Raw genomic sequence first — 26,143 nt, 5'->3', positions numbered from 1 at the left:
GGCCGTGCGAGTCGACAGGAGCTGGTGGACCGGGATGGACGCCGAGGGGCCCGATGCCGGTTCGCTTCAGGCGGGGGCCGGGGACGCCGCCGACCGGCTGGTCGTGGAGTGGGCCTTCGCCCAGTCGCCGGTCACCATGACGATCTTTGACACCGAGGTGCGCTACTGGCGCCTCAACCAGGCGTCCGGTCGGATCATGGGCGCGGTGGAGACGGAGCTCAGGGGCCGTCCGTTCCGCGAGACGCTGCCCGAGAACGAGGCCGCCGAGGGGTATGTCCGGCAGTTGCGCCAGGTGCTCGACACGGGTGCGCCGGTCAGCTACGAGAGCCTCATCAAGCTCCCCACCACCAGTCGGGAGTACTCCAGGACCAGCTGGATGTGGCCGGTGCGCGACCCATCCGGAACCGTGTGCGCCGTCGCCATCGCGGCCTTCGACAGCAGCGAGCAGCACTGGGCACGGCAGCGCCTGTCGCTGCTCAACGAGGCGGGAACCTCCCTCGGCACCTCCCTGGATGTGGCGCTGACCGGTGCCGAACTCGCCCGTTTGGCCGTGCCCCGGTTCGCGGACCTGGCCACGGTGGATCTTCTGGAGGACGTGCTCAAGGGCGCGGAGCCGGTCCTCAGGTCGGTCGACGGCTCGGTGGCGCTGCGCCGGATCGCGCACGAGTCGATCAACGTGGGGGTGCCGGAGACCGTCGTCGAGCTGGGCGGGATCGACACCTACCCGCCGTTCTCCCCGGCGGCGCGGGCGCTGGCCACCGGCCTCGCCGTCCTCGGCGGGCCCGGGGATCCGGACCACGAGCGCTGGCTCGCCGAGGACGAGGTCAGAGCCGCGATGGTGCAGCGGTTCAAGCTGCGCTGGTACCTGGCCGTGCCGCTGCGCGCCCGCGGGCTCACGCTCGGCGTGGTCGTGTTCGTCCGCCGCGGGTCCCAGGATCCCTTCGACCGGGACGAGCTGCTCCTCGCCGAGGAGCTGGCCAGCCGTGCCGCCCTGTGCGTGGACAACGCCCGCCGCTACACCCGCGAGCACGCGACGGCGCTGGCCCTGCAGCGGAACCTGCTCCCGGCGGGGCTTCCGGAGCAGGCCGCGGTGGAGATCACCTCCCGCTACCTGCCCGCCGACGCAAGTGCCGGGGTCGGCGGCGACTGGTTCGACGTGATCCCGCTGTCCGGCACCAGGGTGGCCCTGGTGGTCGGTGACGTCGTCGGACACGGGATCAACGCCTCCGCCACCATGGGACGGCTGCGCACCGCCGTACGCACGCTGGCCGACGTCGACCTGCCCCCTGACGAGCTGCTGGTCCATCTGGACGACCTGGTCTCGCATCTGGGCGCCGAGGAGGACGCCGTCCGGGCGGAGGCCGGCAGCGGCCAGCCGGAGGAGAGCGGCATCGCGGTGACCGGCGCCACCTGCCTGTACGCCGTCTACGACCCCGTCTCCGGACGCTGCACGGTGGCCAGCGCCGGGCACCCGCCGCCGGTGCTGCTGGTGCCCGGCGGCACGCCCGAAGTGGTCCGGCTCTCGCCCGGGCCGCCCCTGGGCGTCGGCGGCCTGCCCTTCGAGGCCGCCGAGCTGGAACTGCCCGAGGGCAGCCTGCTGGCCCTCTACACGGACGGACTGGTCGAGACCCGCGAGCGCGAGCTCGACGCCGGCCTGGAGGTGATGCGCCGCGCGCTGAGCGCTCCGTCCCGTTCGCTGGACGCCGCCTGCGACTCCATCTTCACCACCCTGCTCGGCGCGCACCCCTCGGACGACGCGGCCTTGCTGCTCGCGCGCACCAGGCTCCTCGGCGCCGATCAGGTCGCGACGCTGGACATCGCCCAGGATCCGGCCTGCGTCGCCGAGGCGCGCAGCTGGGCAGGCAGGACGCTCGCCGGGTGGGGCCTGGAGGAGGCGGCGTTCGTCACCGAACTGGTCGTCAGCGAGCTGGTCACCAACGCCATCCGCTACGGCCAGGAACCGGTGCAGCTGCGACTGGTCCGTGACCGCACGCTGATCTGCGAGGTCTCCGACGGCAGCAACACGGCCCCGCACCTGCGCCGCGCCCGCACCTTCGACGAGGGCGGCCGCGGCCTGCTGCTGGTCGCCCAGCTCACCCGGAGCTGGGGCACCCGCCAGACCGCGCGCGGCAAGACCATCTGGGCGGAGCAGCCCCTGCCGGCGAGTGCGCTCACGAACGTGACAGACGGGACCGAGCCGGCCCCTTCCTGACGTTGTTTCAGGGGTCTGCGGATCCTGCGGTACAGACCTGTAACGGCCTCGTAAGGAGTCCCTCACCGCCGGTCGGAGCAGGTGTCGGCGGGTTGCCGTCGGTGTTCCGGAAAAACCCTCAAGGACCTGTCCCACCAGGGGTTTACGTGCTGTACAGACCGCAGCCGAGCCGCCTGGGGCGGTAGTGGAGGGTGGTCCCAGGGTGGGCTCTTGTCCGTATATGCCCAGATATCCCTGGCGCTAGAGCGCCTGGCTACGGTTCTGCAACTATCGGCCACCGGAACTACCGCCCCCCGTGCGGAGAGGAGCTGCCGTCCCCGAGTGCGGACCGCGAACGCAGCAGGACACGGCAGTCGGATAGGAGTGGTTCGATGACAAGCAACCGATCACTACGCAGGCGCCCGCAGCCCATGCGCATGCCGTCCCAGCGGACGCGCCGCTCGGGCGACCAGCGCAGCAAACAGCGCAAGAGGCGGACGATGTGGGCCGTCCTGTCGGTGGTGCTCACCGTGGTGGCCGGCGGGTTGGCGACGGCGCTCGCGGCGAACAACGCCGCGGCGGCGCCCAACCCGAACTGTTCGCTGGTCGTTCCGGCCAATCCGTTGACGGCACAGGGGCTTGCCACGCCCTATCAGCTGGTCGCGACGAACGCGGCCGGCGGCCCGTGCAACGAGGCCAACGCCGGCCAGTCCGCCTTCGTCGAGGCGGCGATCCTCACCAACAACGGCCAGTTGACGCTGTACGACCCCTTGGTCATCGACCAGGGCACCCAGCCCGCGGCTGCCACGGTCACCCCACAGGTGCCGGCCGGATCCACCGTGGGCATCTGGTTCGGCTTCAACGGCACCAACCTCACCCTGCAGTCGGCCAACGGGGCCAACGCCCTCCAGCAGGGCAACTGCATCAACGGCGCCCAGGGCTCCATATTCGGCCAGTTCTCCTACTGCAACGCGCCGACGTTCTTCCAGACGGCCAATCAGGAGATCCAGGCGAACATGCTGCAGGTCCCGGCCGCCGGAACGGCCAAGGACGGCCAGCCCTGCCCCACCACGCGTGACTTCTCCGTGGTCGACCAGGACCAGAGCGACAACGTGGTGACCCACTACGTGGCGACCGGCAATGGCACGATCGCGCAGAACAACGCCGCCAGCAAGGCCGCCCTGCAGAACCAGAACCTCGTCGACCTGGCGAACGGCAGCGACAACCTGCTGCTCACCCAGTTCATCGACCCGGCCCTGGGCTGCACCCCGTGGACGCGCCCCGACCAGTCGAGCGACGGCATGGCGTCCGCGGCACTTCCGCTGGACGAGCTCTCGGCCGCGGCCAACCAGCAGGCGCCGATCGCCCTGGTGCCGCTGACCGACCCGATGACGCTCAACAACGCCAACCAGGACCCGAACAAGACCAACCTCTACCGTCAGGGCGTGGACCAGGCAGCGCTCGGCGCCGACGCCGGCAGCGGCACCACGTACTGCCAGAACTTCTTCGGCTCCCCGAACGGCATCCAGCGAGTCTTCAAGGACATGGCGATCTTCCAGAACGCCCCCTCGGTGGACGCGGCGATGGCCACCAACCTCTTCACCTTCCTGGCCATGCGGGCGAATCAGAGCTTCACCAACCTGGGCTGTGGCGGCCTGCTCAACGTGGCCAACCCGATCACGTTGACCATGGACGGCAACGGCGTCGTCACCGCGGCGACCTTCACCCCGCTCGGCCAGACCCCGGTCGCCGCCGCCACCTGCACCGCGACCCCGGCTGCCACCACGGCGGCTGCCGCTGCCACGACGGCGGCTGCTCCCGCTACCACGGCGGCTGCTGCCACCACAGCGGCCGGAGCCGGCGCCGCCACTTCTGCTGCTGCGGCAGGTATGGCGGGTGCGGCAACCACGCCGGCAGCAGGCGGAGTTGGCGCGGCCACTTCGGCTGCGGCGGGTATGGCAACGACGCCGGCAGCGGGAGTCGGCGCAGCGACATCGGCTGCTGCGGCAGGCGGTGCCAGCACGCCTGCGGCAGTCGGTACGGCGACATCGGCCGCTGCGGCGGGCGCCGCCACCACACCGGCGGCAGCTGCCGCCACCACCGCACCGGCGGCGGGTACGGCGACCAGCACCTGCATCCCCGCGGCCGCTTCGGCTCCGGCAGCCGGTACCGGCGCAGGCGCGACCAGCGCGCCGGCATCCGCCATGCCGACTGCCACGGTCAGCGGTCGCGGCAGGCACCATCACCACCACATGTGATTCAACCCGCACCACCACCGCACTGAAGGTGCCGCAGGCTCACGGAGCCTGCGGCACCTTCGTGTGTATGGCCTCTCCTTCCTGTCCCGATGGAGTCGGGCGCCTCCAGCGCAGTGAGGGGTCGCGGGGCAGGGTGGAGCGGGGTGCGTTGTTGACGACGTCAGCGCTCTCCTTTGATGCCACCGGGCCAGAGCTGTGCTGCGCGGCGCGAACGGACCCAGCAGTGAATGCCAGTACGTGTACATGGCTTCGAGGCCATGGCTAACCTTCGGATCAGCCTCGTGTCCCGGCGATCAAAGCATGGATTGTCAGTGCGGTGCGTATTTTGGCGAACGAGGCATGATGGAACAGAGCGTCCGGCGACATTCCATCCATATGGAGACGAACTATTGATGCCGGCCCACGACAAAGACACCGGGTCCCCCGAGCGTCTGCTCGGGGGACCCGGTGTCCTGTCTGTGCCTGCTACCAGTGGGAGCCGGCGTTGGTGCTGGAGGAGTAGCTCGGCGCCGCACTGGTCATCAGTGAGGGCGTCGGTGAGGGGGACATCATGGTCGGCGAGGACGACGGCGAGCTGGTGGAGCTCGAGAAGCTGACCCGCAGCCGCGCCAGGAACAGGCGCGTGGTGGTCGGCCAGTTGCCGTCGCCGTGGTACCAGGCCGGGCTCTGCTGGACGAACGCCCAGGCCAGGTCGCCGTTGCTGAGCACCACGATGTTGCCGGAGACGTGGATCGTCAGGACCAGATCCGCCGTCAGGAACCGGCCCCAGGAGTCGATCAGACGGAAGTGCGTGCCCGTCCACTGCCCGTGGCGGTACGAGTCCCAGGTGACCAGCATCGCGCCGCTGCCGTAGGGCGCGATGTGCACGTTGAGGTTCTGGGTGGTCTGATCGCTGGTCAGATAGACCGAGTTGGCGTGCTTCCAGTGGCTGCCGCTGAGGAAGACGATGACGACCTGGTTGGTCTTCCAGGTCGGGTTCACGCTCCAGGTGAGGTTGCTCTTCTTCCACGTCACGGGGCCGCGCGCGGAGAGGGCCACCACCTGGCCGTTGGAGGTCGCCATCTGGTCGAGGCTGCTGCTCTTCGAGGAGCCGGAGGTGCCGTCGTCCCAGCAGGTCCCGTAGGAGTTGGAGCCCGAGGAGAGGGAGCGTCCGACGTTGCCGCGGCAGCCCCACTCCCAGCCGCCGGACATCATCCGACCGGAGCTGCTGACCGGGACGAACTTGTCGCCCCACTGCCCGGAGTCGGACGTGCTGTGTACGGAGAAGTACGCCGTGTACTGGCTGCCGTTCCAGGTGAGTTGGCTGTTGAGCACCGGGGAGGTGTCATGGCTGGAGGAACCGGTCAGCCTGACGAAGAAGACCACGTGGTTGTTGGCGACCCGGATCAACGCTGCGGCGGTCTCGCCGTACCTGTTGTGATCGGAGACGCGGGTCAGCAGGGTGAAGCCGTTGTTGAAGGCGATCAGGCCGCCGATCTCGTGGGCTCCGTTGATCACCACGTCCGGCCCGCGCCGCTGCATCCAGCGGTTGACGGGCGTGATGTGGACCGAGTTGGACGCCTGCCAGGCCACCTGCAGGGTGCCGTTGGGCGCGACCGCAGTGACGGTCCGCGTCCAGGTCGGTATGCCGTTGCTGGACGGCGACAGGTAGCTGAAGGCAGAGGCGAGTTTGACCGTGGTGACGGAGATGTTCGCCGTGAGGGTGCTGTTGCTCATCATGTTGGGTGCGGTGACACCCGCGGATGCGGGGGCCATGGCCACCCCGTTGAACGAAGTCGACGCGGTCCCGTTGACCGGGGTCGACTTCGGCGTGACATCCGCGAAGGCCAGCCCGCCAGCCGCGGCGACTGCCAGCGCCAGCGGGATTCCGATCACGAGTCGGCGCTTGCGCCGCGCCGCACGATCCCTGACTTTGATTCGCATGCCGGGCATTTCTGCTCCCTTTCGCTTGGGCGAGATACAGACTGCCCTGCCGGAAGCCCTGGAGTACGTCTGGGGAGCTTTGCGTAAGACAGCGGTAATGGAGCCCCTTCCGGGTCAGGAAAATAAAAATCAGCGCATTTACCTCGATGGACGATTGATCGCTCGAATCCGCGGCGGAGAGCCGGGATCAGCGCCCGTCGGACGCGGCTCGGGCCACCAGCCGGTACGCGTTGGAGAGGCGCGCGCGGTGGGGGAGGAGCCGGACCAGGCGGTCGAGCAGCGCCGCGAGCAGCAGCAGCGGCACCCCGGCCAGGAAGACGGCTCCGCGCAGGGCGCGCCGCAGCCGTCCGGGCGGGGGCCCCGGCAGCCACGGTGTGTCCTCACGAGGCGCCTTGGCGTCCAGCCACAGCCAGCAGGCGGCCAGCAGGTCCACCGGGTCGTGCGCCGCACCGTGCTGCTCCAGCAGGACGGTGAAGCCCAGCTCGCCGAGGCGGTGTCGCAGGTTGGCCGCCGGCGCCAGATTGAGGTGCTGCGGCTGCAGCCACGGCAGCCACCAGCGGCCGAGCAGACGGGCGTAGCGGCACTCCGGGTCGGGGACCTCGATCAGCAGCAGGCCGCCGGGGCGCAGCGCCCTGCGGGCGGCGGCCAGCTCGGCCCGCGGGTCGGTGCTGTGTTCCAGGTAGTGGAACATGCTCACCACGTCGTAGGTTCCGGCCAGTTGGGGTGCCAGCTCCGGGAAAGGGCCACGGAAGCCGCGGTTCAGCCGGCCGTGCCGCTGTGCCAGCTCCACGCCCTCGCTGAGGTCCAGACCGTCGAAGACGGTGTCCGGGAAGACCTCGCGGGCGGTCTCGCAGAAGTGGCCGTGCCCCGTGCCGACGTCCAGCCAGCTGCCCGGAGCGGCGGTGTACGGGGCCACGGACCGGGCGCGGCTGCGGTAGGCGCGGACGCGGTTGCCGAAGACTCCGCCGAGCCGCTGCTCGCCCAGGCCGTCGTAGAAGTCCCGGTAGTAGAACTCCAGGCCGGGACCGCTGAGACGGGGATTCTGGAAGATGTGCCCGCAGTCCTGGCAGCTGTCCAGGACGAAGCTTCCCGGCTTGTGCTGCAGAAGGTCGGTGGTGCGCAGCCGTACCCGCAACCGGCCGGAGCCGCACCATGGGCAGTCGTCGCGGCGCGGTTCGAAGAACCGTTCGGTGCCCTTCGCCAGATCCGCCTGATAGGCGGGCCGGAGCGCGGCGACCTGCTGCTTCAGGTCTGCCGCCCTGGCAGTGGACGGGTCGGTGGAGGCGGTTGTCATGGGGTTCTGCCGTCCGTTCGCTGGGCAGCGGGGTCGAGCTGTTCGAGGTGGGCGGCTGCCGAGGCCGCGCCGCCGGCCCACCGGAAGGAGGCGCCGATGCGCTGCGCCGCGCTGCGGTGGGCGGGATCGTCGAGCACCGCGTCCACCGCCTGGCCGAGCCGGGCCGCGCCGGTGCGGCCGAAGCGCACCCGGACGCCGGCTCCGGCCGCCGCGACCTGTGCGGCCACCACGGGCTGGTCGTCGCGGATCGGGGCGACGACCAGCGGCACGCCGTGCCACAGGGATTCGCAGACGGTGTTGTGCCCGGCATGGCAGATCACGGCGGTGGTGCGGGGCAGCAGTCGCAGCTGCGGGACGGAGGGCAGGACCAGGATGTCGGGGTCGGGCGCAGGCTTCCCCAGCACACCACCCGGATCGACGATCACTGCCTGCAGTCGGTCGGCGCGGGCCCGCAGCGCTTCCTGGCAGGCCGTCAGGAACGCGGCGCCCGCGTCGGTGTTGGCCGTGCCGAGGCTGACCAGCACCGTCGCGCGGTCCGGGTCCAGCCATTCCCAGGGGAAGGAGGCGGCTGCGGGACGAGCCGTGATCGACGGACCGACGAAGCGGATCGGGCCGCTCGGTGAGGTGACCGGGCCGGTGAGTTCCGGGGTGGTGAAGGCGAGGGTCAGCTGCGGCGAGAAACGCGGGTCGCCCGTCCCCTCGGGGTCGCCGATGCGTTTGCGCAGGTCAGCGAGGAGGCCGGAGATCCAGGCGTCCACCAGCGGCATTCCGTTCAGGGCACCGGTGAATTCGGCAGAGGTCGTCGCGGAGGTGGCCCAGGGCAGGCCGCGGCGCTCGGCGATCAGCGCGCCGGCCACCGCCTGCTGGTCCACCACCAGGACGTCGGGGCGGAAACGGTCCACTGCCGCCGCCACGCCGGGGGCCATCGCCTCTGCGAGCGGGACCAGGAAGTCCTCCCACAGGAACTTCAGCGCGGCGGGCCCGCGCAGGTCCGGCGGTCGCTGCAGCGCCTCGCCCGGTGCGGTTCCGGGGACGACGGCGCAGGGGAAGACCTCGGCGTCCGGACCGGCGAGAGCGCCGATCAGTTCCGGCAGCCCTGCCCAGGCCGTGACGTGGCCGCGGGCGGCGAGCTCGGCCGCGACCCCCACTGCCGGGTTCACATGCCCGACGAGCGGCGGGACCACGAAGAGGAACCGGGTCATCCGACCCTCCCTTCGAGCCGCGCGGTGGGGTCGCGCAGCTCCGCGCCGTGCTCCTGCAGCCAGAACAGGGCGAGCTCGCGGACCACGTCCGGGGCTTCGATGAGGACCGAGTGCTCCTGGCCGGCGACGAAGGTGCTGCGGCAGCCGGGCAGCAACTCGTCCAGCCAGTCCGACTGTTCGGCGAGATCCGACTCGGTGCCGTAGACCGCGAGCACCGGGCAGCGGATCGCGCGCAGCTCCGCCTCGGCGGGCAGCAGGCTCGCGGGGATGTCGCGAGCCAGTGTGGTGCCGGACAGCAGCCTGCTGGCCGAGCGGGCCAGTCTGGCGGTGTGGGCGCCGTGCTGTTCGGTGACCCAGGCCAGCGTCGCGTCCTGCGGCAGCTCCCTCTCGGCCCGCCGCAGGAGTACGTCCAGCTTGGCGGCCCAGGCCGGTGACGCCGGTTCGGACTCGACGGCCAGGATGCTCACGACCTGCTCGGGGCGCCGGGCGGCGAGGCCGAACGCCACCGTGCCGCCGAAGGAGTTGCCCAGCAGGTGGACGGGACCGGTCAGCTCCAGCCGGTCCAGCAGCGCTTCGAGGTCGTCGACGAACTGTTCCAGGCGGTAACCGGTTGCTGGGCGCCCGCTGCGGCCGTGGCCGCGCTGGTCGTACATCAGCACCTCCACGCCGGCGGCGGAGAGCGCGGGGGCCAGGGTGAAGTAGAAGCTGGCGAGGCTGTCGGTGAGCAGTCCGTGCAGCAGGACGGCGGTCGCTGCGGGCGGCCCGCCGTCCTGCGGGCCGAGCCGCTGCACATGGACGGTGAGACCGTCGAGGTCGAGGAAGGCCACGGTCAGCTCCGTCCGGCGGTCCGCAGCCGGTCCACCACATAGCCGACCAGCCGGCCCACGGTCAGATCGATGATCTCGTCGAGTTCCATGCCTGCGATGAACTCGGCGAAGTTGATCCGGTCGCCCCAGCGCTCCTGGAGCTGTCCGGCCAGGGTCACCAGGTCGATGCTCTCCAGTTCGAGGTCGCCGGTGAACCGGGACTCCATGGTGACCTCGGCGTCGTCGAGGCCGTACTCGTCGAGCAGTGCGGCCAGCATGGCGGTGATCTCGGAGAGGACCTCCTGCTCGGTGGGCCCGTGCTGGTCCAGGGTCTGTCCGTTGATGGTCACTTCGGCGCTGTCCTCTCGTCGGGGTCGGAACGGTCATCGGGGTCGCCGTCCGCGGTCCAGGCGACGACGTAGTTGCGGACCGGCAGACCTGGCGGGGCGGCGAGCTGCGTGCAGTGCACGCGGTGGGTGCGCGGCCCGGCCGGGCCGCCGACCACGACCAGCAGTTCGGACGGGTCGGCGGCGGTCACGGTGAAGTCGCGGGGCCGGCCCCGGAGTCCGGCGCCCTCGGCCTTGGCGACGGCCTCCTTCGCGGCCCAGAACCGGGTGAACCAGAGGGCCTCGGATCCCTGGTCGGTGCTGCGGCAGGCCGCCAGCAGTTCCAGCTCTGCGGGGCCGAGCGCGATCCGAAGGGTCTCGGTGGGGCGCTCGGTGACCTCCTCGATGTCGATGCCCACACCCGGGCCGCCGACCCGGCTCCCGCCGGGCCGGTAGGGGCGGACCAGGGCCACCGCCGCCTCGGCGCTATGGGCGAGGGACACGTCGAAGTCCGGAAGCGAGCGGCCGTGCAGCCCGGAGGCCCAGGGACGGCCGCTCGGCTCGTTGAGCACCTCGATCTCGGCGGGGAAGACATCGCCCTCGCCCTGCTCCCAGAGCAGACGCCGCACCGCGTCCTTCACCGCGATCCGGCCCAGCAGCCAGGCCCGGCGGCCGCGCGGCGGCTGCTGCTCGTAGCGGGCCCGCTCGTCCGAGCCCAGGTGGTTGCGCATGATCAGGTCCCGGGAGGCGAGGTCGGGCCAGCGCTCGTGCAGCAGCACCCAGCCGCCGGGCTGCGGGGCGGAGAGGGTGTTGCGCTCGACGAAGCGCTCGACGGGCCGGGTCTCGGGATGGCTGTCGAACCGGCGGTCCTGCCAGCCGACCACCTCCGCCCAGACGGCGCCTCCGGCGAGCAGTTGCACGTCGGCTTCGAGGACGGTGTCGGTGATCCGGGTGATCCGGATGTGGCAGTGGACCTCGGTGCCCGGCCGGGGTGCCGGTCCGTAGAAGCGCAACTGCCGCATGCCGACCGGGAAGACGACGGTCCGCTCGGTACGGGTGGCCATGATCCAGTAGCCGAGCAGCTGGCCGACGTTGTCCAGCAGCGCCCCGGGTGCGGACGGCGCGGTGATCACGCCGCGCACATGGGCCTCCCCGAGCGCGGTCAGCTCGGTCAGGCCCTGGAACGCGGGTCCGTGGAACATCCACCGCTCGTCGTAGAGACCGGCGGCGCTGAGCTCGGGCCTGCGTTCTCCGGTGGGGTCCGGCTGCCACGCGGCGGGCGGTGCGGCATGACGGTCCGCCAACTCGACGGTTCCGCGCGCGAATCCGCCGAAGTCCGCGGCGAGACGGCCGGATCCCGCATCCTTCAGCGTGATGTCCACCACCGTCGGGGCTGCGGCAGGAACCCACTGACCGAACTTCAGATCGCTTGCACCAGTGGCAAGTTGGCCAGGTGAGATCTGCTCGGCTGCGTCCATCAGATGCTGCACGATCGTGGTGGCCGGGACGACGGGCCAGCGGTCGGCCGTGTCCGGCCAGCCCGGGCGCTGACGGAAGAAGCAGTGGTCGAGCAGGTACGGCATGGCGTCGGTGGACACCTGCAGCGGGACGGTGCGGTCGGGCGTGGGCCGGTGCGGGAGCGGCGGAGCCGGTGGCAGCGGTGTGCTTCGGCCCGCGGACTGCCGGGCCGCACCGATGAGTTCGGCCGCGACCTGGCTGGTGTCGCGCAGCAGCGCGTCGAGTTCGGCTGCCAGGGGGAAGCGGTCCGCAAGTGCGGCCAGGGAGGCCGGCTCCTGGACGCCGGTGCTGCGGCGGACGGGCGTCAGGTCGGCGCGGAGTGCGGTGAGGGCGGCCGGGTCCAGCGAGACGAGCGCCCCGCCGAGTTCCAGCGTTACCGCCGGGTGCGCGCGCTCCCGCACGGTCGTGCTCGCCGGGAGCAGGGCGGCCCGGTCCGGCTCGGCGCCGTCCGTCCAGAGCGCGGCGGCGACCCGGCGGAGCTGGGAAAGGCCGTCGTGGTGCGGTGAGTTGGCCGCGACCACCAGGTGTTCCCGACCGGCCAGCGTGTCGCCGACGAGCGAACCCAGCTGCCCGGTGCCGACCTGGACGAACGCCCGGAAGCCTGCGTCGTACAGGGCCTCGATCAGCGGACGAAACCGCACCGGTTCCAGCAGGTGGCGGATGAACAGCGCACGCACGTCGGGGGCCGCCTGCGGGAACGGCGAGGCGGTGGTGCCGGACCAGACGGGGACGGTGGGGCGGTGCAGCTCGAAGCGCTCGGCGGCCTCCCGGATAGGCTCCAGGTACGGGCCGAGCATAGGAGTGTGGAAGCCGGACCGGAACGGCAGCACCTGGCCCAGGACGCCGCGTGTGCGGAACCAGCGCACCAGCTCCGCTACGGGTTCCTCGGGTCCGCAGACGATCGACTGCTGCGGCGCGTTGTCGTGCGACAGCACCACGTCCGACATCCCCTTGACCGTGGCGAGCGCATCGACCACCCGCTCGGCGGAGACGCCGAGCGCGGCGAAGGCGAGCCCGGGGACCAGCAGCGAGTCGGGATCGAAGGACTCCAGGAAGGAGTCCACCGAGGCTCCGGAGTACAGCCCGCCCGCGATCATCGCGGTCCACTCGCCGACGCTGTGTCCGGCCACCGCGTCCGGCCGCACGCCCATCCGGCGCAGGGCGGTGTCCAGCAGTCGGCCGACGGCCACCACGTCGACGCCGTGCCGGCCGATGTCGCCCACCCGGCCGGCGGTCGCACCGTCGGCGGAGGTCGGACGGGCCAGGCCGAAGTGGTCGGCGACATCGTCCACCCTCGGGACGAACTCGCCCTCCAGGCCCGGGAAGAGGAACGCCACCCGGCCACCGCCGGAGGTACCCGCACCGAGCAGCGGCTCCGGGGCGAACCACACGTCATTGCGTCCGCGCCAGGCCCGCCCCCTGGACACCGCGCGCCGCGCCAGCTCCAGACGCTTCGCCGTCGGGTCGACGATCGCCAGCCGGCAGCGCGGCGCGGGACCGCCCTGCTCCGGCAGGCCGGCGGCGAGGACGGCCGAGTCGTCGGCCGCCAGCAGCGCCGCCAGTTGCTCGGGTGTGTCGGCCGCGAGCCGCAGTACCAGCTCGGGTTCGGTCACGGCAGCGGCAGCGGCAGCGGGCGCGGGCTGGGTCGGCAGGGCCGTGGCGAGCCCGCTGCCCGGCGCCTGCTCCAGCACCACATGGGCGTTGATGCCGCCAAAACCGAACGCGTTCACCGCGGCGCGGCGGGGCGCCGCGCCGACGCCGGTCTCCCAGGGCTGCGCGGTGCCGACGGTGCGGAAACGGGTGGCCGCGAGGGCCGGATGCGGGTCGTCGCAGTGCAGCGTGGGCAGCAGCACCCCGTGGTGCACCGCCAGCGCTGCCTTGACCAGTCCGGCGACGCCTGCGGCCGGCATGGTGTGGCCGATCATCGACTTCACCGAGCCGAGCACCGCCCGCTCCGCCCCGGCCGTCGCCGGTCCGAACACCTCGGCCAGCGTAGCCAGTTCGGCGGCGTCGCCGGCCGGGGTCGCGGTGCCGTGGGCCTCCAGCAGGCCGAGCGCGCCCGGTGCCGCCGGATCGAGCCCGGCCGCGCGCCAGGCCGCCCGCACCGCGCGGCTCTGGCCGCCGGGGTCGGGGTTGGCCAAGCCCGCCGTACGGCCGTCGCTGGCCACGCCGGTGCCGCGGATCACCGCGTAGACCCGGTCGCCGTCGCGCTCGGCGTCGGCGAGCCGTTTGAGCACGACCACGCCGGTGCCCTCACCGATCAGGATGCCGTCGGCGCCGCGGTGGAACGGGCGGATCCGCTGGCTCGGGGACAGCGCCCGCAACTGCGCGAACACGCTCCACAGGGTGACGTCGTGGCAGTGGTGCACCCCGCCCGCCAGCACCACGTCGCAACGGCCGGTCGCCAGTTCGCCGACCGCCTGGTCCACGGCGACCAGCGAGGACGCGCAGGCGGCGTCCACGGTGTAGGCCGGGCCGCGCAGGTCGAGCCGGTTCGCCACGCGGGACGCGGCGAGGTTGGGCACCAGGCCGATCGCCGACTCCGGGCGGTCCGGTCCCAGCTGGTCGGTGAACGCCTCCCGCACTCGGCCGAGTTGATCCGACGTCAGATCCGGTAGCAGCTCACCGAGGGTCCGCACCAACTGGTGCGCGCTGCGGACCCGCTGGTCGAGCCGGACCAGACCCGGCGTCAGATACCCGCCCCGGCCCAGCACCACCCCGATCCGGTCCCGGTCGGGCAGTCGGTCCGGGCCGCCCGCGTCCGCGATGGCGGCGGAGGCGACCTGGAGCGCGATCAGCTGGTCGGGTTCGGTGCCGGACACCGAACTCGGCATGATGCCGAAGCGGGTCGGCTGCACCTCGGCCAGCCCGTCCACGAAGCCGCCGCGTCGGCAGTAGAGCCGGTCCGGCGCGGCCGGGCCGACCGCGGACCCGGGGTCGTAGTAGGACGCGTCCCAGCGCCCCTCGGGGACGTCGGTGATCGCGTCGACGCCGCCGACCAGGTTCCGCCAGTAGGCCGCCAGATCCGGGGCGCCGGGCAGCAGCACCGCCATGCCCACGATGGCCACCGGCGGCAGCCCGGTGCCCGAGCTCTGCTGTGTTGCGGGTGCTGTCACTGCTGCGGTCACCAGCCCGAGGCCGTGTAGACCACGGACCGGGTCGACTCCTCGCCCCAGGCCAGCTCGCGCAGCAGCGCCAGCGTGCCCGCGCCCGGGTCGATCAGCCTGACGCCCCGTCGGTCGTAGTCCCGGGCCAGTTCCTCGGAGACCATGCCGCCGTGGGCGCCGTCCGGTGCCCACGGACCCCAGTGCACGGTCAGCGCGCGCCGCCCGGTGGCGTCCGACCAGCGGGCGCCCAGATCCTCCAGGGCGTCGTTGGCCGCCGCGTAGTCGGCCTGTCCGCGGTTGCCCAGAGCGGCGGCGATACTGCCGAAGAGGACCGTGAAGCGCGGCCCGGCCGGCAGTTCGGCCAGAGCGTCGAGCAGCGTCCTGGCGCCGTCGGCCTTGGTGGCGAAGACGCGTCGGAAGGACTCCGGGTCCTTCTCCGCGAGCACCTTGTCCTCGATCACGCCCGCGGCGTAGACCACGCCGTCGAGCCGGCCGTACTCGGCGTACACCTCCTTGACCGCCTGCCGCAGCGCCGCCGGATCGGAGGCGTCCACGGCCTGGTAGCGGGCCTGCGATCCCAGGCCGGACAGTTGGTCGAGCGTGGCCGCGACCTCGCGCCCGGCCAGCAGCCGGGAGGCGGTGCGGTCGACCTCCGCCAGCGGCACGCCCTGGCGGGCGAGCACGGCCCGCAGGGCGGACCGGTCGCGGGCGGTGGCCGTCGCCGGGTCCTCGGGGCCGTCCGGCAGCGCGGTGCGGCCCAGCAGTTCGAGACGGCACCGGGTCGCCGAGGCGAGCGTCGCCGCGAGCCGCGCGGTGATCCCGCGCGCCCCGCCGACCAGCAGTACCACGGCGTCCCGGTCCAGGCCCAGCGCCGCGGCCTCCGCCACGCCGTCACCGGCGGGGCCGGCGCCGGTGCTGCCCAGCACGCCGAGGCCCGACTCCGCCAGCTGCAGGCCCTGGCGGCCGGACGGGCCGTGCAGCACCACCGGCTCGTGATCGTCCGTCAGAAGCTCGCCCAGCAGCGCGTCCGCGGCTCGCGCCGGGTCGGCTTCGTCGGTCGCCGGGAACTCGACGAGGCGGGCCGTGGTCTCCGGGTACTCCCGGGCCAGGGTGCGGAACAGCCCGCGCAGTCCGTCCGCCCGACCGTCGCCCGAGGGGGACGCCTTACGCGCGGCGAGCAGCCACCGGGGCGAGCGCGCCAGGGCAGCCTGGAGTGCGGGCACGCGGCCCGGCAGTACCGGCGTCCCGTGCGAGGACAGCGGGTCCAGCAGCAGCACCCCGTCCACCGGGCCGTCGTCCGCGGACAGTTCGTGCGCCGCGTCGAGCGGGAGCGCCTGCGCGCCGTGTGCGGCGAGCCGCGCCGCCAGAGCCTCGGCGACGCCGTCGCCGTCCGAGCCGAGCAGGGCGAAGCGCTTGCCGGCCAGCGACTCCGGCGCCCCGGTGGGCGGTGCCAGCGGTACGGTCGCGAAGAGCAAGCGCAGCGGTTCGTGTCCGGCGACGGTCGGCTGCTCGGACACCTGTACGGAGACCCGTTCGGGGGCCTGGGGCGCTGCCGCTTCCGGTTGTTGCACGGCAGGGGCGCCGCCGAGGTGGTCGGTGAGCCAGCCGGTGATGGCGGCGGCGGTGCGGGCGCCGGAGAGTTCCTCGAGTTGGTCGTCGCCCAGGGCGGCGAGGTCGGCGCCGGCGCCCTCGGTCGCCAGCCGGCGGGCGAGCAGGCCGATGATCTCGGTGCGCTTGATGGAGTCGATGCTCAGGTCGGCCTCGAGGTCGAGGTCGGGTTCGATCATGTCGGCGGGGTAGCCGGTGCGTTCGCTGATCACCTCCACCACGGCCCGCAGCACGTCGACCGGGCCAGAGGCAGGAGCCGGTGCCGCGATGGCGGATTGCGGTGCCGGTGCTGTGACCGGCTCTGCGACCAGCGGCGCGGGTACCGCCGCCGTCAGCGCCGGGGCCGCGACCGCCAAAGGCGCCGCCGGGGCGGCGACCGTGACGCCTGCGGCGCCGAGGTAGGTCATCAGTACGTCCCGCTGGGCCGCGACCATCTCGCGGCTGCTGCGCAGGAACTCCGAGACCAGCGCGTCCGTGCCGGACTGTCGGCCGTCGGAATACGGTGCCTGGTTCGTCATCAGGGCCTCCGGTACAGGTCGGGCCGGTGCCAGCGCACCGGGCAGCAGTTCTCCGGCGGCGGTGCGCACCAGGTGCCCGTCCACCGTCCAGCCGGGTCGGCGCGGTGCCCGCGCCCGGCCCGCGTCCACCGCGTCGCGGCCGCGGAACAGCCGGCCGGTGTGCACCGGCACGCCCGCGACGGCCAGCGCCGCCAGCGCGTCCAGGAAGCCCGGCAGTCCGCCGCGTCTCCCCTCGACCGACACCGCGTGATGCGGGAGGTCCCCGAGCACCGCAGACACCAGCCGGGTCAGCACCGATCCCGGGCCGGCCTCGACGAACACCCGTGCGCCGGCCAGGTACATCGCCTCGACCTGCTCCACGAAGCGCACCGGTGCGCCGATCTGCGCCGCCAGCTCGGCCCGCACCCCGGCGGGGTCCGCCGGGTAGGCGGCCGCCGTCCGGTTCGACCACACCGGGAACTCCGGCGCCCGCACCGTACGGGCGGCCAGAGCCTCGGCGAAGCGCTCGCCCGCGCCGGCGACCAGCGGGCTGTGGAAGGCGCAGGCGACGGGCAGCCGCTTCACATCGTGTCCGGCCTCGCGGAGCAGTTGTACGGCCGCGACCACCTCGTCCGTCGCGCCGGAGACGACCGTCTGCCGCGGCGCGTTGCGGTTGGCCACCACGACGCGTCCCGCCAGTCCGGCGGCCAGCAGTACCCGTTCGACCTCCTCGGCCCCGGTCGTGACGGCCGCCATCGACCCGGGATCGGCGCCTTCGCCGACCGCGTCCAGGATCGACCTGGCCCGCTCGGCGCTGAGCGCGGGCAGGTCCTCGGCCGCGAGCGCCCCGGCGGCGCACAGCGCGACCAGCTCGCCGTAGCTGTGTCCCGCCGCCAGCTGGGGACGCACTCCCGCCAGGCCCAGCAGTTCGTACGCCGCCAGTCCGGTCATGCCGAGCACCGGCTGGGCCACCCTGGTGTCGGTCACCGCCGCGCGCTGCTCACCCCGCGCCTCCGGCGAGAAGGCCAGTGGTGGGTACAGCACGTCCGTGTGCTCCCGGCCCAGCATCAGATGGCGCTGTGCCTGCGGGAACGCGGCGAACAGCTCCGCGAACATCCCCGGGCGCTGGCTGCCCTGCCCGGGGAAGAGGAAGGCCACCTCCCCGGTCCCGGAACCCGCCTCCTCGGCGAGGTGGAGCCCGGCCGCGGGGTCGTGCTCCCCGGCCAGCGCCCGGCGCAGCAGCCCGGCCAGCTCCACCGGGTCCGAGGCCACCAGCGCGACCTGCACGGGTCCGTGCGCCGACTCGGCCCGCCGGGAGGCGGCCAGTGCCAGGTCGCGCAGGCGCCACGGTGCGCCCTCCGCCTCTGCCAGCCGCAGCAGTTCGGCCGCGCCGCGCAGCGCCCGCTCCCGGTCGGACCCCCGGAAGGTGAACAGCTCGGCCGGCCACTCCTGCAGGCCGTGCACTGGCGGCGGGCCGTCGTAACCGCGCAGGACCGCATGGAAGTTGGTGCCGCCGAAGCCGAACGCGCTGACACCGGCCACTCGTTCGGCGGGAGGTTCGACCCAGGGCCGGGCCTCACCGTGGAACACGAACGGGCTGCGGTCCGGCTGCCACGCCTGGTTCGGCCGGTCCAGGTGCAGGGTGGGCGGCTTGACGCCGGTGTGCAGCGCCAGCGACGCCTTGATCAGGCCGGCCACTCCCGCCGCGCACTTGGTGTGCCCGATCTGCGACTTCACCGAACCCAGCGCGCAACTCCCCGGCGCGGCACCGGCCTCCGCGAAGACCTCGCTCAGCGTGGCCAGTTCGGTGCGGTCGCCGACCACGGTCCCGGTGCCGTGCGCCTCCACCAGGCCGACCTCGGCCGGGCCGATCCCGGCACCGCGGTAGGCGCGCTCCAGCGCCGACCGCTGCCCCTCGGGCCTCGGCGCCGTCAGGCCCAGCGAGCGGCCGTCGCTGGCGCTGCCGACGCCCTTGACGACCGCGTACACCCGGTCTCCGTCGCGCTCCGCGTCCGCGAGCCGCTTCAGGACCAGGCAGCCCACGCCCTCGCCCAGGGCGATGCCGTCCGCCGAGGCGTCGAACGGGCGGGAGCGGCCGGTCGGCGACAGCGCGTGCACCGAGGCGAAGAGCAGGAAGTCGTTGATTCCGTTGTGCAGGTCCGCTCCGCCGCACAGCACCAGGTCGCTGCCGCCCGCGACCAGGTCCTTGCAGGCCACGTCCAGGGCCGCCAGCGAGGAGGCGCAGGCCGCGTCCACGGTGAAGTTGGACCCGCCGAGGTCCAGCCGGTTGGCGATCCGTCCCGAGATGACATTGGCCAGCATGCCGGGGAAGGAGTCCTCGGTGAGCTTGGGCAGCTGCTCCGCTATCGCCTCCGGCACCTTGCCCAGGTAGGCCGGGAGCACCGCGCCCAGCACCCCGGCGTTGGAGAGGTCGCTGCCCGCCTCCGCGCCGAACACCACGCCGGCCCGGGAACGGTCGAAGGCACGGCCGCCCTCCGGGCCGCCGCCGTCATACCCGGCGTCCACCAGGGCCCGGCGCGCCGCCTCCAGGGCGAGCAACTGCACCGGCTCGATGCTTCCCAGCGCGGACGGCGGGATGCCGTAGCTCAGCGGGTCGAAGGGGATCTGCGGTAGGAATCCGCCCCACTTGGACGGGGTGGTGCCGGCAGCACCGTCCTGCGCGTAATACAGCTCCGGGTCCCACCGCTCGGCCGGGACCTCGGTCACCGAGTCCACCCCGGCCACCACGTTGGCCCAGAAGCCAGCCAGGTCCGGCGCCTGCGGGAACATGCACGCCATCCCCACCACCGCGATGTCCAGCGGCGCCGGCTCCGGTTCCGCCGCTACGGTGGGGGACAGGCCCAGACGCTCCGTCAGTTCCCGGGCGCGGGCGGCCAGGAACGCGGCGGCGCCAGTGCCGACGGCGGTGTGCAGCTCGGCGAGCGTCGTCGGCGCCGAGCGCAGCACGGCGACCTGCCCGGCCATGAACATGCCCCGCTCCAGCTGCCCGGCCTCGTCCACCGGGGCGAGCGCACCCGCCAGCCGGTCGACGCCCTTGCTGGCGATCCGGAGCCTGCCGACGTTCAGCCGCTCCAGCTGCTCCCAGGCCTCCCGGTCCGGAGTCCCGTCGGCCCGCAGTTGCTCCTGCACCTGCGCGAACTCCGTGGTGAACGGGCTCGGCACGCACCGGGTGGCATGGCCGGGCGCGGTCTGCAGCAGTTCCGTCCCGCGCGCCGCCAGCACCTGCCGCTGGAACGCCGGCTGTACCGCCCCGCAGGCCACCGCCTCCTCGGTGAACAGGTAGGCCGTGCCCATCAGCACGCCTGCCGCCACCCCGCGGTCGGCGAGCGGCGCCGCCAGCGCTGCGACCATCGCCGCCGAGCGCTCGTCGTGCACGCCGCCCGCGAACAGGACCTCGACCGTCTGCGGCTCTGGCGCCGCGTCCAGGTAGTCCTCCAGCACGGCGAGTTGGGCCTCCCACAGGGGGAAGCTGTGCCGGGGCCCGACATGGCCGCCGCACTCGGAGCCCTCGAAGACAAACCTGCGCGCGCCGTCCTCCAGGAACTGCTGCAGCAGACCGGGGGAGGGCACGTGCAGGAAGGTACGGATCCCCGCCTCCTCCAGCACTCGCGCCTGGGCCGGACGTCCGCCCGCGATGATCGCGTGGCTGGGCCGCGCCGCCAGCACCTCCGCCAGCTGGGCGCTCCGAACCTCCTCCGCCGCGAAGCCCAACACGCCCACACCCCAAGACCGTTCGCCCAGGACCGTGCCGGTCCGGGCGAGCAGTTCGCGGGTCTGCTCCGGCCCGGCCAGCGCCAGTGCCACAAAGGGCAGCGCGCCCGAGGCCGCCACGGCGGCCGCGAATTCCGGCTGGTCGCTGACCCTGGTCATCGGCCCCTGCGCCACCGGCAGCCGGGTGCCCAGCGCCTCGCTGAGCGGTGCACCGGGCCCGAGCAGAGCCGCCGTGCTCCCGGGGGCCGCAGCACCCCGCAAGCCGTCCAGCACGGCGTCGCGCACGGCGCGGACCGCCCGGCCGGCTGTCCCGAAGCGCGTGGCGAACCCGGCCGCCAGGAAGCCGTCCTGACCCACGGTCAGGGCGGTGCTGCTGGACGACGATCCGGGGCCGCTTCGCCGCAGTGCCCGGTAGCCGTCGATCACCGTGGTTTCGGAGCCGTCCATCCCGCGTACGGCAGCCGCGGCCTCCTCCGGTGCCGCGGACTCGGCCAGCAGCGCGAGCTGGCTGTCCAGCACCACCCCGGCCGCCCCGCCGACCACAGCTGCGACCGCGGTGCGCAGTCCGATCCCGCCGCAGGCCCACACCGGGACCTGGATCTCCGGCTCCGCCAGCAACTGCTGCAGCAGCACGAACGTGCTCAACTCGCCGACCCGGCCACCGCTCTCACTCCCGCGAGCGATCAACCCCTGGGCCCCGCCGCGGACCGCCGCACGCGCCTGCTCCAGATCGGTCACCTCGACCAGCACCCGGTGCGCGGTCACCAGGGACGCCAGATCCCAGTCGGCGGTGTCCGCGTCCAGTAACACGGTGAGCCGGGCGCCGCCTTCGAGGCCGCGGAGGTCACCGGGGGTGATTCGGCAGCCGGAGCGCACCCGGACGCCGAACGGGCCGGGAGCCTGCTCCCGCAGTCTGGCGAGTTCTTCACGGGACCGGCGGTCACCGGTCCCGAGATCCAGCACGCCCAAGGCGCCCGCACGGCAGACGGCGGCGGCGAGCCCGGCGTCCGGTTCATGGAAAGGGGTGATTCCGATGACGATGTCCGCCAGCGGTGAGGTCGGCCGCATGCGCTCTCCGGTGTGCGTCACTGGTACGTGGGGGGAGTGACCGTGCGATTCCTGTGTACGAAACGTCACTGACGCTACCGATCGGTAGCGGGCGGTAGGTTAAGTCTGGATTGCGTGTCCATGTCAATACATTCGCAATCTTGCGCCTTCGACGGGCACGACAGTGCCACCGCTGGCGCAATGCCGCCTAAAAGGTCATGGTTATGTGGCGTTTATCACAAAGATCGCGACCTGCTACCCTCCGATTCGAGGGTCCGATCGAGAGCGAGGGGGAGGAGACAGTCATGGACCGCGCCACAGCCTCCCCGTTGCGGCTTCTCGGGCTGCTCGGCCTCGCCGCCGGCACCTTTGCCGGAGTGCTGCTTCCGCTCAACAGCGGCGGCGGACTGCACCTGCTCGCGACCGGGGCGTTCGCCACCGGCGTCGGGCTGCTGCTCGCATCGGCCCTGGCGATCACCGTTCTCGGTCACGCCCGATCGGTCGGCCCCACCCCGCACACCGTGCGCAGCACCGCGGTACGCCGACGCGCCTGGCGCACGGCGTACCTGCCCCAACGCGACCCCGACGCACGCGGCCGACGCCGCCCCCGGGCCCCGGGCACGGCCCCGGCAGCCGCATAGCCGTCGGGCCCGCACCCCAGCTACCCCCTTTTCACCGCAGCGCCCCGCCGTACGCGGCTGCCCTCCGCACCCCATCGTTCCCGGCCTTCGGAGGGCTCAGCCAGCATGTCCGTCTTCGCGTTCCTCGATGCCCCCACGGGCATCGCCCAGCACCTCGTCACCGGCCTCGCGAGCGCAGTCCACCCGCTCCTCGGGGTGTCCGCGACCGCCGCCGCGATCGTCGTGTTCACCCTGCTGGTGCGGCTGGCGCTGCACCCCCTGTCCCGCGCCCGGGTGCGCGGCGAGCGGACCCGCACCCGACTCGCCCCGCAGCTCGCGGAGTTGAACCGGCGTCACAAGGGCAAGCCGGAGGCCCTGCGTGCGGCGCAGGCCGAGCTCTACCGCACGGAGGGCGTCTCACCGCTCGCCGGCTGCCTGCCGATGCTGCTGCAGTGGCCGGTCTTCAGCGTGATGTACCGGCTGTTCACCCTGCGAAGCCTCGGCGGGCACGCCAACGCCCTGCTGACCAGGACCCTTGCCGGCGTGCCGCTGGGAGCACACCTCCAGAGCGCCGGGCCCGGTCACCTCCCGGTCTTCCTCACGCTCTACGCGCTGCTCGCCGCCCTCGGCTACCTCGGTTGGCGCCGTGCCCGCCGCACCATGGACCCGGCGACCCCGGGTGCGGCGATCCTGCCGTACCTCTCCTTCGGCACCGTGGTCTTCGCGGTGATCGTCCCCCTCGCGGCCGGCCTCTACCTGCTGACCACCACAGCCTGGACCATGGCCGAGAACGCCCACCTGGAACGGCGCGGCAAGGAGCCTGTCAGCCGCTGATGGAGAAGCTCTGGCCGTAGACCTGCCAGTTGAGGGGGGTGTTGAGGTCGAAGTTGCCGTTGTCGAGGAAGACCTGCTGTTCGGTGTCGATACGGCTGGTGTCGCTGTGGGCCGCCTCCTTCTTCATCTCGACGCGCCGGGCGGCGAGGAAGGCATTGAGGTAGTCGGTCTCACTGCCGCCCTGCGCAGGCGGCTGCGCCTGGCCGATGGCCGTACTGCGGATCGAGGCGAGCCCGTCCGGGCCGTGCATCACGGCCGCGTCGTAGTAGATGAACTGGCCCAGCGTGCTCAGACCGTCCTGCTTGGCCTGCTGCACCGCGGGGTTGAAGTAGACGCGGTCCCGCTCGGCGTCCTGGGCCTGCTGGAACACCGGGTCGGCGGCGGCAGTGGCCCAGGCCGTGGTGAAGCCGGGGTCCAGGCCGTCGTGCGAGGCGCTGCCGTTGACCTGGCGCAACGCGGGAAGGTACGGGGCGAGGACGTTGTCGGGCTCCGCGTTGGTGTAGGCCTGGACGAGTTCGAGCATGTCGCCGGTGCCCGAGCAGAACCCGATGATGCCCGCGGTGTAGCCGCGGCCGTCACCGATGTCCTCGATGTACTGATACTGCGCCTTCCAGTCGAGCGAGGAGTTCTCCGCGCTGGAGACGAGCTCCATCGCTGTCTCCTTCTTCTGCGGGTCGTCCAGGCCGGTCGACGCATCCAGCAGGATCGCTGCTCGGGTCAGCGCGGTCGGTGTTCGTACGGCACCGGCCGTGGAGGCGAGGGCGGTTGAAGCGGGGAGCGCTGCGAGCAACGCCGCCAGAACCAGAATGGCGGTCCTGCGGGTCTGCGACCTGACTGCGCTCTGTCGATGCGTCATGTGGGTTGTCCTCCGGTGTCCCTGCCGCACGATTGCGGCGGCCCCAGGATGCCGACCGGATCATGAGGGGATGATGAGGCGTTCAGGACAAGAAGGGATCGCGTCTGCGGACGGCCGCAGACGCGATCCCGTGCCGCCCTACGGCTGAACGGTGTCGGACAGGGCCAGGTCCCAGACCGCCAGGCCGTGGATCCCCGCATTCGCGGCCAATGTGCGGCGCAGGCCCAGGGATTGGGCGTCGGACCACCACAGGACGGTGCCGTCCGGCAGGGTGGCGGTCCATTCGCCGGCGGCGGTGTCGAACTGGGCTGTCACGCCGGCTGCGGTGACGAGATCCCGGGCGCCCTGGTCGCTGACCTGGACGCCGGTTCCGCCGGGAGCCCAGGAGTAGCCGTAGCCGGCCACGCCGAGGTCCACCTTGGCCGCCGGGACCTGCCCGAGGATGACGTCCAAACCCTGCTGCTGCCAGGACAGTTCGCCCACCGGCCCGGGGCCGGATCCCGTGCCGTGCTCGTCGTAGGACATGACCACGAGCCGGTCCACCGCCTGGCCGAGCGCGGCGAGGTCGTTGCCGTTGGCGGCGAAGTCGGCCGCGCTCGTGCCGTTGGTGACGTCGATGCTGAGGGTCTTGCCCGCCGGCAGGGCCTGCTTGAGCGCGGTGACGAAGTTCGTCAGGCCGGCCGTGTCCCGCGCCTGCAGGGACTCGATGTCGACGGTGACTCCGTCCCAGCCCTGCGCGGTGACCGCGGCGGTCAGCGAGGCGACCACGTTGTCGATGTTGGCCTGGTTCGTGAGGAGGAGGTTGGCGGCGTTCTCGTCGAAGTCGCCCAGACTCTGGCTGAAATTGCCGAAGAGGAACTCGGCAGGCAGGCCCAGGGCATGGGCCCGCGCCAGCTGGGCCGTCGCGGCGGCGCTCGGCGCGGTGACGCTCGCGCCGTCGGCGGTGACGTTCACACCGTCGACGCCGACCTGGCCGAGGGCGCTCGCACTGGCGTCGATGAGTGCGGTCGAGTCGCCCTCGGTCTGGTACCCGGTCACCGGCAGTCCGGTGGCCGCCGAGGCGGCTCCGGTCTGGCCGATCTGGGCGCCGATGAGCAGGGCCGAGAAGATCGCGGCGGCGACCCAGCCGGCGGTCCTGGGGTCGGTTCTCATGGAATCTGCCTTTCCGTACAAGGGGACAGAGCGAGTGCGGTCAGCCGGTGAACCAGGGGTTGCCGCCGCCGAGGGACCAGACCGAGACCTTGGTGACGCCCAGGGACTTCAGGACCGCGAGCTTGGCGTTGAGCGCGGTGCTGTCGACGTAGTCGTACAGGGTGCCGCCGGAGACCCAGCGGATCTCGCCGGAGGAGGCGTCACGGCGGGCGGCGACGGTGGCCGGGTCGGTCGAGAAGCCGGGGCTCTTCTTCATGTCGCTGTATTGGATGTTGCCGGTGACGTTGTTGAGGTCGCAGGGGTCGGGCGCGCTGATGCCGTAGGAGGGCAGCCCGATGACCAGCTTGTTGGGGTCGGGCACCTTACTCTGGGCGTAGGTGGTCACCTGCTTGAGCCAGGCGTACGGGGTGATCGGCAGGCAGCGGGCGCCGGACGCGGTGTCGAACTCCTCGTCGTAGGCCATGATCTCCAGCTCGTCCACGCCCACCGCGCTGACCGCCGCGTAGTCGTAGAAGGACGCGTCCGCGGTCATCGCGGGGGCGTCGACCAGCAGCTTCTTGCCCTTGGCGTGCAGGGAGTTGGCGAGCTGGCCGAGGAAGGTCCTGTAGTTGGTGAAGTCGGCGGTGCTCCAGGACCAGTAGTCCTCCAGGTCGACGTCCACTCCGCTGAGGTTGGCGCCGGTGACGAGCGAGGTGAGCTGGGAGACGGCGGCGCCGCGCTTGCTGCTGCTGCTCACCAGGGCGTGGACGTCGGCGGTGGTCATGCCGGAGACGGTCGGGTACTGGTACGCGGAGTGGGCCTTGAGGTCGGCGACATTGGCGGCGCTGTAGCCGTTGCAGGTGCCGCTGGTGGCGGTCTCCAGGGTGACCGTGCCCTTGCTGGTGACGCTCCAGTACTCGGGCTTGAGGGCTCCGGTCAGGACCCGGTTGTCGGCGTACTCGGACGCCGCGGTGCACTCGCTGTCGCCGGTGGAGCCGCCGTAGAGCCAGGTCTCCAGCGCGACGCCGGAGGTGGTGGAGGAGCCCCGGTACGTTGCTGCGGTCCGGTGCGCGGAGGTGGTTCCGGCGTTGGCGACGGTGACCGCGGCGCTGGCGGCGGCGACCGCGCAGGTGGCTGCGGTGGCCATGACGATGGTGCGACGGAGCATGATCCATCCCTTCGGAGGCGTGCGT

Annotated in this window: 14 protein-coding genes; 4 read left to right on the top strand and 10 right to left on the bottom strand. The window is 72.5% G+C overall.

Annotation, left to right across the window (positions count from 1 at the left end; genetic code table 11):
- Nucleotides 1–4: 4 nt before the first annotated feature.
- Together ABH941_RS16900 and ABH941_RS16895 are read left to right on the top strand one after the other, a co-directional pair.
- Nucleotides 5–2,212 (top strand): SpoIIE family protein phosphatase, encoded by a 2,208-nt coding sequence (locus ABH941_RS16900; RefSeq protein WP_370130068.1) that lies wholly within the window; start codon nt 5–7, stop codon nt 2,210–2,212.
- Nucleotides 2,213–2,583: 371 nt separating this feature from the next.
- Complete coding sequence (locus ABH941_RS16895; RefSeq protein ID WP_370130066.1) at nt 2,584–4,449, top strand: hypothetical protein; 1,866 nt, start codon at nt 2,584–2,586, stop codon at nt 4,447–4,449.
- Nucleotides 4,450–4,914: 465 nt separating this feature from the next.
- On the opposite strand, the gene ABH941_RS16890 is transcribed toward ABH941_RS16895, so the two are convergent.
- The 7 genes from ABH941_RS16890 to ABH941_RS16860 form a co-directional block, all read right to left on the bottom strand.
- Nucleotides 4,915–6,372 (bottom strand): hypothetical protein, encoded by a 1,458-nt coding sequence (locus ABH941_RS16890; RefSeq protein WP_370130065.1) that lies wholly within the window; start codon nt 6,370–6,372, stop codon nt 4,915–4,917.
- A gap of 187 nt (nt 6,373–6,559) precedes the next feature.
- A complete protein-coding gene (locus ABH941_RS16885) occupies nt 6,560–7,666 on the bottom strand; it encodes a class I SAM-dependent methyltransferase (protein ID WP_370130064.1) in 1,107 nt (368 codons plus the stop codon).
- Complete coding sequence (locus ABH941_RS16880) at nt 7,663–8,868, bottom strand: glycosyltransferase (RefSeq protein WP_370130062.1); 1,206 nt, start codon at nt 8,866–8,868, stop codon at nt 7,663–7,665. The genes ABH941_RS16885 and ABH941_RS16880 overlap by 4 nt, the downstream gene beginning before the upstream one ends.
- On the bottom strand, nt 8,865–9,695 hold the full coding sequence (locus ABH941_RS16875) for an alpha/beta fold hydrolase (protein WP_370130061.1): 831 nt from the start codon (nt 9,693–9,695) through the stop codon (nt 8,865–8,867). The genes ABH941_RS16880 and ABH941_RS16875 overlap by 4 nt, the downstream gene beginning before the upstream one ends.
- Before the next feature lie 2 nt (nt 9,696–9,697).
- Entirely contained in the window at nt 9,698–9,952 is a 255-nt protein-coding gene (locus ABH941_RS16870) for a phosphopantetheine-binding protein (protein ID WP_134005281.1), read from the bottom strand.
- Between the two features lie 68 nt (nt 9,953–10,020).
- The gene (locus ABH941_RS16865) at nt 10,021–14,646 is read right to left on the bottom strand and encodes a beta-ketoacyl synthase N-terminal-like domain-containing protein (RefSeq protein ID WP_370130060.1); all 4,626 of its coding nucleotides are present in this window, start codon (nt 14,644–14,646) and stop codon (nt 10,021–10,023) included.
- Nucleotides 14,643–21,530, bottom strand: a complete 6,888-nt coding sequence (locus tag ABH941_RS16860; RefSeq protein ID WP_370130059.1) for an SDR family NAD(P)-dependent oxidoreductase — start codon at nt 21,528–21,530, stop codon at nt 14,643–14,645. The genes ABH941_RS16865 and ABH941_RS16860 overlap by 4 nt, the downstream gene beginning before the upstream one ends.
- Nucleotides 21,531–21,814: 284 nt before the next feature.
- Here ABH941_RS16860 and ABH941_RS16855 point away from each other — a divergent pair, with 284 nt between their 5' ends.
- Entirely contained in the window at nt 21,815–22,150 is a 336-nt protein-coding gene (locus ABH941_RS16855; protein ID WP_370130057.1) for a DUF6412 domain-containing protein, read from the top strand.
- A gap of 105 nt (nt 22,151–22,255) precedes the next feature.
- The gene (locus tag ABH941_RS16850) at nt 22,256–22,963 is read left to right on the top strand and encodes a YidC/Oxa1 family membrane protein insertase (protein WP_370130056.1); all 708 of its coding nucleotides are present in this window, start codon (nt 22,256–22,258) and stop codon (nt 22,961–22,963) included.
- On the opposite strand, the gene ABH941_RS16845 is transcribed toward ABH941_RS16850, so the two are convergent.
- The 3 genes from ABH941_RS16845 to ABH941_RS16835 form a co-directional block, all read right to left on the bottom strand.
- Nucleotides 22,953–23,819, bottom strand: a complete 867-nt coding sequence (locus tag ABH941_RS16845; RefSeq protein ID WP_370130054.1) for a chitosanase — start codon at nt 23,817–23,819, stop codon at nt 22,953–22,955. The two genes, ABH941_RS16850 and ABH941_RS16845, sit on opposite strands and share 11 nt — an antisense overlap.
- Nucleotides 23,820–23,957: 138 nt before the next feature.
- Nucleotides 23,958–24,971 carry a glycosyl hydrolase family 18 protein gene (locus tag ABH941_RS16840; RefSeq protein ID WP_370130053.1) on the bottom strand — a complete coding sequence of 338 codons (1,014 nt, stop codon included), beginning with the start codon at nt 24,969–24,971 and terminating at the stop codon, nt 23,958–23,960.
- A gap of 40 nt (nt 24,972–25,011) precedes the next feature.
- Nucleotides 25,012–26,118: a glycosyl hydrolase family 18 protein gene (locus ABH941_RS16835; protein WP_370130051.1), complete on the bottom strand. Its 1,107-nt coding sequence runs from the start codon at nt 26,116–26,118 to the stop codon at nt 25,012–25,014.
- Nucleotides 26,119–26,143: the final 25 nt, after the last annotated feature.

The organism is Streptacidiphilus sp. EB103A (assembly GCF_041261405.1).
Lineage (GTDB): Bacteria > Actinomycetota > Actinomycetes > Streptomycetales > Streptomycetaceae > Streptacidiphilus.
Note: the sequence above shows the minus strand (reverse complement) of the source record. Positions and strands in the feature narration are given on the sequence as shown.